A 9,470-nucleotide genomic window follows, 5' to 3' on the forward strand; every position below is an offset into this window, starting at 1 on the left:
AATGGCGAATGAAGATGCGGCTCGTGAAGGAGATGTATTAATAATCACCGTACCTTTGGCTGCTCAAAAGCCAACCGTTGAAGGAATCAAGGAATTCTGTAAGGATAAGATTGTCATGGATGCAACCGTGCCTTTGGAAACTGCAATCGGCGGAAAGCCGTTCAGGTTCATCGACCTCATGGAAGGATCTGCCGCTGAAAGGACCGCATCCATTCTGGAAGGAACAGGTGCAAAGGTAATCTGTGCATTCTGTAACATTTCAAACTCACACCTTGCAAACATTCCAGAAGAAATCGACTGTGACTGTTTGATTGCAGGTGATGACAAGGAAGCCAAAGAAATCGCTGCAGAAATAATCGACAAAATACCAGGAATCAAAACAATCGATACAGGAATTCTTGAAAAAGCAAGAATCATCGAAAAAATCACACCACTATTAATCGGATTGAACATCAAATACAAATCCCACTATGGTGGATTAAGAATAACTGGTATTCCAGCACTCGACAAAGACTAAATTTAGATAATATGGATTCATTTAAATATCTGATTGGTAAAAATATCAATGAAGTTGATTTAGATGTATCCTCTGATTTTATTTTAGCGCCATTAGGCTATTTTACAAAACATTGCGGTCGCAAGTACCCATCATCAAAGTTCAAACTAGCGGATTTGGATTATTTTGACCTTATTTCATTTTCCGAATTGTTTAAAAAGGAGGCTATTTTTATAATATGGTTTGATGAGGATGGAATCATCACCGATTTGGAAATTTATTACCTAAGCAATGATTTTGACATTCTTTTTAAGGATTATTATCATATAAAAAAAGCCATTGACAATGGTGAAGCCCATAGGTTGAGGGAAGGGGATACAAGGTATCTTGGAGCTTCAAGGTTGTCTGAAATGGTCATGCAGCCGAACAGTGATAAATTGGCAAATAAGCGCGAACTTGTTTTAAAGAAAAAATACCTGCAAAAGATAATAAATGAAATCAGCTACTGCAGTGAATATTAACTTTTTTTTTATTAAAATGAGTAGAATTTAATAATATTTAATTACTTAACTGATAAAAATTTCAATTAAACTATCTGTTTTTTTTTAAAAGTCTGTTAAATAAAGATGTTTTGGGCATAATTGTATAACTTTGAAATGATTATATATCATCAAGATTAAACGTTTAATATAGTGATAATAATGAATTATAAGTTAATTTTAATGATTAGTTTAATCTTAACTATTTTATCTATCGGTGCGGTTAGTGCATCTGACACTATTTGTGAAGACGGTGTTCTTGATGTGGATAACGGCACTTTTGAAATAGGGGAGAAAAAGGTTTATGCAACTGATGATGTTGGTTCCTTCACGGATTTGATGAATGATATTCGTAATTCCGGAGATGTTTTTGAGGTTGAAAGGGATTACATATTCGATGATGAAACCGATAAAGCTGATTCAGTTGTCATTACAAGGAGTAATTTCGTTATCAATGGTAACGGTTATACAATCGATGGAAATAACCAATCCGGAATATTTACCATTAAGGGAACTAATGTAGTTATAAATAATCTGACTTTTGTAAACGCTAACTCTGAAGTGGGTAGTGTTTTAAACATTATGGCCGATTGTGAGGTATCAACAAACAATGTGACTTTTGTGAACAATACAGCAAATTATGGTATAGTTCTTGCAAGGGGGACTTATGTCAGTAATGATGATAAATTCTTGGATTCGACAACAACTGATATGGGAGTCATATCCCTATACAATTCCAATGCAATCATTGTTAATGCATTGATGATGAGCTCTAAAGTGTTATCCTGGGGTTTTATTTATGACTATCAAAATTCTTCAATAACTGTTTTAAACTCAACATTTGCAAACACCACTTCAAACTATTCCACCGCAATTAAAAGCAGTAAAGAAGCAAGAATTGAAAATTCCAAATTCATTAACCTGCATGCCGATTTTAGTGCAGGGGCTATTGCAGTAAAAAAGGCGGATGACTGTTTTATTAATAACTGTACATTTATAAATGTCACTTCTAAGAAGAATGGTGGAGCGATACTTGCAGATATTTATGACCCGGCTTATATTAAAAGAATGGTGATTTATAATTCCAAGTTTGTCAATTCCTATTCTGAGTTTGGTGGAGCCATAATGCAATATGGCAGTCGCCTTACAGTCGATAACTGTAATTTCACAAATAACTCAGCACTATTTGACGGAGGTGCAATCTATTCTTCTTATGCAGTGCTTCGTCTTATTAATTCAGTATTTGATGAAAACTGGGCACAGTATGATGGCGATGACAGAAGCACTTATGGTGGTACAATATTTTGTGATATGGGAGGCTTTAATTTTATAGATTCTACATTAACAAATAGTTATGCAAAATTAGGTGCTGCAGTATACATGTATGATTCTAATTATTATATTGTAAACAGTACTTTTAACAATAATTTCAATTCAAACGGCAGTTATGATGATATTTTCACAGAATTTGATATGGAAACTGCTTTTTTAGAAGATAATACCTATAGCGGAAAAGGTTCTGTAAGCTTGAACAATACAAGCTATGAAACAATAATCAACGCTACTGGAATGAAATTGAATTTAATCAATAATACAATCGACGTGACTTCACTTCCTTCAAAATTTGACTTGCGTGATTGGGGATGGGTTACACCTGTCAGAGACCAAGGAGACATGGGGGCATGTTGGGCATTCGGAACAGCAGGAGCTATCGAATCAGCAGTTTTGAGATACTTGGGACTTGAAATCGACGTTTCTGAAAATAACATGCAGGATGTTTCACTGCAATACTACAAGTACGGCAGAAAAAACATGGTGGAAGGTGCACCCGTTCTGGTAGGTGGCGCTTATGCTTTAAGCTGGTTTGGTGTCTTTTCATCTGATTATGATGCCTATGACCAACTGGGCAAAACTTCTCCGATAATTGCAGTTGAAGACAGCATCCATTTCCAGGATGTCGTTTTCATACCTTTACGTAAAAATGCAACTGACAATAATCCTTTAAAAGAGGCTCTTTTAAAATACGGTGCTTTGGCTGTTACATATTCTGCTGCACAAGAGGCTCCTTATTATAATGCGAAAACTGCATCACAATACTGCAATGAGTCATTAGATCCAAATCATGCTGTCACATTAGTTGGTTGGGACGATTCATATTCTGCAAAAAACTTTTTAATCACACCTCCTGGTGACGGGGCATGGATATTTAAAAACAGTTGGGGTGAAAGTGCCGGAGATAATGGGTATTACTATATCTCATATTATGACCGGACTTTTGCAACTACTTTAATCTCTATGGGATTCGTACTTGAGAACACTGTTGAATACACTAAAAATTACCAATATGACTTTGGAGGTTCACTTGGTTTTAATAGTTCTTTAAAGGAATATGCAGACATATTTGTAGCCGTAGAAGATGATTATATTGCAGGTGTCGGAACTTACTTCGACAGTCCTGATGAGGAATATTGTGTTGAAATTTATGTCAATGATGTTTTGAAACTCAATCAGAGCGGTGTTTCCCCATTTTTCGGATTCCATACAATTCAATTGGATTCATACATTCCTATTATGGAAGGGGATGTATTCGCAGTTAAAATCACCTCGGATGCAGTTCCATTTATCAGTGATTCAAGACAACATTACATAAGAGGATCATCACAATATGTAGAAGATGGAAATTGGGTCAACGCATCAGATGATACGGTATTCCCAATAAAAGTTTACACAGTTGATGAAATCGAGTCTCCGCAGGACACTGCACTCATTGCAGTATATTACGAAGCGAAAGATATCCTGGTTGCCACTTTGACCAATGATGAGGGTGATGTAATCGGAAATGTGGATGTAATATTTGATGTTGACGGTGAAAACTACACTGTTAAGACCAACTCTGCAGGTCAGGCAAAAATTTCCGCAGGGGAATTGGCTCCGGGTACCTACACAGCCAATATATCTTACAATGGCAACACCATATATAATCCTTCAGAGACAAGCATCGACTTCACTGTTAAAGCGGACACTCAATTTGTCGCTGAAGACATCTTTGCGGAGTATGGTGATGTTGAATTATCCGCTGTTCTAGTCAATAACGCTACGGGTAAGGCTGTTAAAGGAGCTACTGTAGTATTTAAGGTAAACGGCAAATCATATAAGGTCAAAACCGATAAGAGCGGTCAGGCCAAAGTCATAGTTTCAGGATTGCCCGCCAATGCGTATGAGGTAGTCGTTTCCTACAACGGCAACTCCAAGTATAACGCCGGAAGAGGAACATTCGATGTTGTTGTAAATAAAATCACTACCCACATTGAAGCATATTATGACAGCGAAACCAACGAGATAGTTGCTACCTTAGTCAATGACTATACAGGTCAAGGCGTTAAAGGAGGTACAGTCGGTTTTGTCATCAACAAGGTCAAGACTCTCGTAAAGACAGATGCTAACGGTATAGCTAAACTCTCTCTTGAGGGTGTGGACTTGACAACATTTAAAGTATCCGTTTCATATGCCGGAAATACCAAATATTTCGGATCTGTCAGGGCAGTATTCGGCGCAGCTAACAGGACAGCAACATACATTTCAGCGGTTTATGATAATCAAACTGATGAAATTGTGGCTACTTTAATTAACAGCGCTACAGGTAAGGTCGTCAAAGGCGGTACTGCAGGCATTACTATAAACAATGTTAAAAATATTATAAAAACAGATGCTAACGGTCAAGCAAGACTGTCCGTTGCGGATTTAACTCCTGATGTATACACTGTTACCAGCTCATATTCCGGAAACACAAAATATTCAGGAACCAGCGAGACAATAACTCTTGTAAGAACAACATATGACTGTTAGAGAAAATAAAAAGGAGATTCAATTCTCCTTACTTTTTTTATTTTTTTTATATTTATCCAAATAAGGTACTGTCAAATTCCTTTTGGGCATTTTCAAAAAAGTATCCGAGTTCTCGGCCATTGACAAAGATATGATTCACGGTAATGGCTACACTCATTTCACAATCCTTGTTTACTTTACCCCAAGTTACCAATGGCTGGATTTGATTTGGACCAACGACACATGTGGTCAATGTGTCAAAGTCAACCCAGGGGATGCATGAAAAGTTAGCTATGTTTTCAAAGTCTCGTGAATGCATGTCCAGGTTAAACCCTTCCTTTTCACCATTTAATATTTCAGATGACAGGTTTTTGACATAGTCATGCCATTCGAATATGTCAGTGAAGTTTTGAGGCGTTTCAACACGCATTTCATGATATGACTCATTATTTTCATCCATTATTGGGCAAGTCCCTTCAAGATAGTCAAATTCCACGGCCTTGCCGGCAATTATTCTTCTTTTAAGTTGGTCAATACCATTCACAGCATTCATTAAACATCCTAGGCTCATAACAAAAAAGGATTTGTCATTTTCATGTGTAAAATCCCATAATTTCTTAACGTTTATTCTTGCTGACATCGAGTATCTGGAAGATAGGATATCAGTAAATGGATTTTCATCTAAATTAAATTCAATTTCTCGCATTTTTTAACCTAAATCCTATTAAATAGTTAGTTTTTTATATGTATTTAATAATAAATATAAGTGTTATAAATCATAGACGGTTTTGTTATAATGAAAGTAGTAATTGTAGGTGGTGGAGCTGGAGGTATATCTACAGCTTCCAATATTCGTAAACTTGATAAAGACATAGAAATTACAGTTCTCACAAGAGATAATAAGGTTGCATATTCTCCATGCGCCATTCCTTATGTGCTGTCCGGTAAGATTGGATCTTTTGATGACATCATTATGAGAACTCCTGAAGATTATAAGAAAAAGGACATTGATGTTATCACTGAAGTGGAAGTGACTGCAGTTGATTCAGCCAAAAAGACAGTTACTTATGAAAGGGCAGGTAAGGAAATTGTCATGGACTATGACAAATTGGTTTTAGCAACAGGAGGCAATCCGTTTGTCCCTCCTATGGAAGGTGTGGACCTTAAGGGAGTATTTAGAATACGCAATATTGATGATGGTATTAGAGTCCAGGAAGCAATGAAGGAAGCCAAAAGCGCTATAGTAACCGGCGCAGGTTTAATTGGTATTGAAATTGCCTACGCCCTTAAACAGCAAGGTTTGGAAGTTATACTAAGTGAAATGTTACCCCAAATTGTTCCAAGGTCTCTTGATAAGGACATGTCTGACATTTTAGTTGAATATCTGGAAATGGAAGGCATTAAAGTCGTTTTAGGAAAACCAATCACTAAATTAATCGGTGACGGAAAGGTAGAAAAGGCTTGCTTCGGTGATGAGGACATTTATGATGCTGATATGGTAATCATGGCAACTGGTGTTAGGGCGGAATTGGATCTTGCTAAGATGGCCGGTTGTGAAATCGGAAGATGGGCGATTCTTGTAAATGACAGGATGGAAACTTCAGTGGAAGACGTATATGCTGTCGGAGACTGCGTTGAATCAAAAGACTTGATTTTAGGTTCCAACACAATTTCACAGTTAGGTACTACAGCAGTCAGGGAATCAAAAACATTAGCCCGTACAATCTGCGGTAAAAAATCCAGATTCAACCCTGTTTTAAATTCAATGGTTTCAAAAGTTGGTAAATTGGAATTTGGTGCAGTAGGCTATACTACTGGTTTTGCTCAACAGAATAGAATCAGGCCTGTTGTACAGAAGGTACAAGCACTTACAAGAGCGCGCTATTATCCTAATGCAAAACCGATGGACATTAAAGTTATTTGTGACGGTAATGGAACTATTATAGGCTGTCAAATCATAGCTGAGGAAAGGGTGGCTGAAAGAATTGATACAATGACATTAGCTATTACCGAAGGTTTGACCTGCTTTGATTTAAGCAATATGGAATTTGCTTATGCGCCGCCGGTATCAATGGTTACAGATCCATTAATCCTTGCCGTTGAAGAGGTAAGTAAAAAATTTAACTAAACAATTTTGGAGATGATACAAATGCCTGAACATGGTCACGGACATCACGGTCACGGGGGTCAGATGACTCCCGAACAACAAAGAGAAATGATAGCACAAGAATTAAGACTAGCCAAAAATTTAGGCAAAATCAAACATAAGATAGTTGTTATGAGTGGAAAAGGAGGAGTTGGAAAATCTACCGTAGCAGCTAATATTGCTGAAACTTTTCAAAAACTTGGTTATAAAACAGGTATTTTGGATGCTGATATTCACGGACCTAACATCCCTAAAATGTTAGGCATCGAATTGTACGGCGAAGCATTCAGCAACCACCAGTTTGAAGTATTCAAGGAAATTACTGAAGCGGGACTGGCTAGGGAAACATTTGCAAATGATGAGGAAAAGGCAGAATACATCAAAGCAAAACAGGAAGAATACAAATATTCAATGTTTCCGGTAACATTGCCTAGCGGATTAAAGGTAATGTCAATGGCTTTCCTTTTGGAAAGTATTGATACTCCTATCATCTGGAGGGGACCTCAAAAAACAGGTGCTATAAAACAGCTGATTTCAGATGTCAATTGGGGAGAACTTGACTATTTAATCATTGATAACCCTCCTGGAACCGGTGATGAACCACTGACAGTATTGCAGACCATTCCTGATGCTGATGCGGTAATTATGGTAACCACCCCAAATGTCGTATCACAAGAGGATGTTTTGAAATGTGTCAAAATGGTTGGAATGATGAACATCAAGCAAATTGGTCTTATTGAAAATATGGCTTATTATATGTGTCCTCATTGTGGAGAAAAGCTTCATATATTTGGTAAAGGTAATGGAGAAGCTTTTGCTGAAGAAATGGAGATTGAATATTTAGGTGATTTGCCTATAGAAGAACAAGTTTCAGAATCTCCTAACAAGGATGCAGTCATTTCAGTACTCAATCCTGATGATGAGGTTTCCAAAAGATTTAAGGAAATTGTTTTGGAAATTCAAGAGAAATTTGCTAAAGAAGAGTAATGTTGATGATATAACTTACTCTTGCAATATTAACAATGTATCCTAAGAAATTAGGATCATCTTTTAATTTTTTGAAATAATCTAATTTTTCAATGATGTAGTCCTTATTTTCGTCCATCACGTTCAATGAGAAGTACTGCATCCCGTTTTTATATTCCAGCGCATCAGTAAAAATCGGGACGATATATTTGCCGTCATTTCCATAAGGAATTTTAACGGGTTCATTATTTTCAGTGGATATTATAAATTCATTGTCTGAGATATATTCCCTTATCTCCTGTTCGGTTCTTTCGATAGCTTCCTGGTTTTGATTTTCACTGTGCATGTAAATCATGTTGATATGATTCTTTAGCTCGGGATGTTTTATTTCTTCCAATTTCATTGTATCTAACTCTTGTTTTCATTGTTAATATATTCATCTTTTGGTATGAATTTCAATGCTGCTGAGTTGATGCAATATCTTTTGGACCCTCCGGGACCGTCATTGAAAACATGGCCCAAGTGGGAATTGGCTTTGGCGCTTCTGACTTCAACCCTTGTCGAGCCGTGTGAAAAATCCCTGTTGTATGTGACGGCATCTTCTGAAATCGGCTTTGAAAATGCAGGCCAGCCGCATCCCGAGTCGAATTTGTCATCTGAAGAAAACAAAACTTCACCGTTTACAACGTCTACATACACACCATCTTCAAAAAAGTTATCGTATTTTCCACTATATGGTTGTTCTGTCATAGAAAGCTGTGTTATTTCATACTCTTGTTTGGTCAAGTGGTCGAATTCTTCATCGTTTATTAAATTTAAATCAACATGACAATAGCCCTGCGGATTTCTTTCAAGATACTTCTGGTGATAGTCCTCGGCAGGATAAAATGAGTGTATAGGTCCGACTTCGACAACTAGTTTTTTCTCGCTCAAATTCTGCTTATGGGCAAAAAATTTCAATACGCATTCTTTTTGCGAGTCTTCATTCCAGTATACGCCTGTCCTGTACTGTGTTCCGATATCTGGGCCCTGGCGATTTTTTGTATATGGATCGATGATTTTATAGTAATTGTCTAAAATCTCATTTAAGCTAATGATTTTGGGGTTGTATGTTACCTTAACGCATTCTGCATGTCCGGTTTTGCCTTTGCAGACCTTTTCATAACTTGGAGCCAAATCGTGTCCGTTAGCATATCCAACTTCAGTTTGATTAACTCCTTTCAATCTTGAAATGAATGCTTCAACACCCCAGAAGCACCCTCCAGCCAGGTAAATGACTTGCTGTTTAGTGTACATGTTTAATAATTCTTTTTTATCATTATTTAAATTTTTTAAATAGAATGGAAAACGAATTTCCATCATAAAGCTTTTTTATAATGAAAAATATAAGGAGGATCCCTACTATGAAACTCACCCCGCTGGCAGACCGCGTTATCCTGAAAATGGTGGAAGCCGAAGAGACCACCAAGGGCGGCATCATCCTGACCGGTACTGCTAA

8 protein-coding genes and 1 pseudogene are annotated in these 9,470 nt (G+C 37.1%); 6 read left to right on the forward strand and 3 right to left on the reverse strand.

The window, feature by feature from the left end; all coding sequences use genetic code 11:
- From npdG to ACJMLZ_RS03820, 3 genes are all read left to right on the forward strand, one after another.
- Window positions 1-517: NADPH-dependent F420 reductase (gene npdG, locus ACJMLZ_RS03810; RefSeq protein WP_405304030.1), on the forward strand; the 517-nt coding region annotated here is incomplete at its 5' end.
- 11 nt (window positions 518-528) lie between these two features.
- The gene (locus ACJMLZ_RS03815) at window positions 529-1,017 is read left to right on the forward strand and encodes a hypothetical protein (RefSeq protein WP_405304031.1); all 489 of its coding nucleotides are present in this window, start codon (window positions 529-531) and stop codon (window positions 1,015-1,017) included.
- 180 nt (window positions 1,018-1,197) lie between these two features.
- The gene (locus ACJMLZ_RS03820) at window positions 1,198-4,881 is read left to right on the forward strand and encodes a C1 family peptidase (RefSeq protein ID WP_405304032.1); all 3,684 of its coding nucleotides are present in this window, start codon (window positions 1,198-1,200) and stop codon (window positions 4,879-4,881) included.
- A 52-nt stretch (window positions 4,882-4,933) separates the two neighbouring features.
- On the opposite strand, the gene ACJMLZ_RS03825 is transcribed toward ACJMLZ_RS03820, so the two are convergent.
- The gene (locus ACJMLZ_RS03825; RefSeq protein WP_405304033.1) at window positions 4,934-5,566 is read right to left on the reverse strand and encodes a CatA-like O-acetyltransferase; all 633 of its coding nucleotides are present in this window, start codon (window positions 5,564-5,566) and stop codon (window positions 4,934-4,936) included.
- 90 nt (window positions 5,567-5,656) lie between these two features.
- On the opposite strand from ACJMLZ_RS03825, the gene ACJMLZ_RS03830 reads away from it, so the two are divergent.
- Together ACJMLZ_RS03830 and ACJMLZ_RS03835 are read left to right on the forward strand one after the other, a co-directional pair.
- A complete protein-coding gene (locus tag ACJMLZ_RS03830) occupies window positions 5,657-6,988 on the forward strand; it encodes an FAD-dependent oxidoreductase (protein ID WP_405304034.1) in 1,332 nt (443 codons plus the stop codon).
- A 21-nt stretch (window positions 6,989-7,009) separates the two neighbouring features.
- Window positions 7,010-7,993, forward strand: a complete 984-nt coding sequence (locus ACJMLZ_RS03835) for an Mrp/NBP35 family ATP-binding protein (protein ID WP_405304035.1) — start codon at window positions 7,010-7,012, stop codon at window positions 7,991-7,993.
- On the opposite strand, the gene ACJMLZ_RS03840 is transcribed toward ACJMLZ_RS03835, so the two are convergent.
- Complete coding sequence (locus ACJMLZ_RS03840) at window positions 7,980-8,375, reverse strand: hypothetical protein (protein WP_405304036.1); 396 nt, start codon at window positions 8,373-8,375, stop codon at window positions 7,980-7,982. The genes ACJMLZ_RS03835 and ACJMLZ_RS03840 overlap by 14 nt on opposite strands.
- Window positions 8,376-8,380: 5 nt before the next feature.
- The gene (msrA, locus tag ACJMLZ_RS03845; protein WP_405304037.1) at window positions 8,381-9,268 is read right to left on the reverse strand and encodes a peptide-methionine (S)-S-oxide reductase MsrA; all 888 of its coding nucleotides are present in this window, start codon (window positions 9,266-9,268) and stop codon (window positions 8,381-8,383) included.
- Window positions 9,269-9,375: 107 nt separating this feature from the next.
- On the opposite strand from msrA, the pseudogene ACJMLZ_RS03850 reads away from it, so the two are divergent.
- Window positions 9,376-9,470, forward strand: a pseudogene (locus ACJMLZ_RS03850) (co-chaperone GroES); the annotation flags it as partial.

The sequence above is a fragment of the Methanobrevibacter sp. genome, from assembly GCF_045126245.1.
Taxonomy (GTDB): domain Archaea; phylum Methanobacteriota; class Methanobacteria; order Methanobacteriales; family Methanobacteriaceae; genus Methanocatella.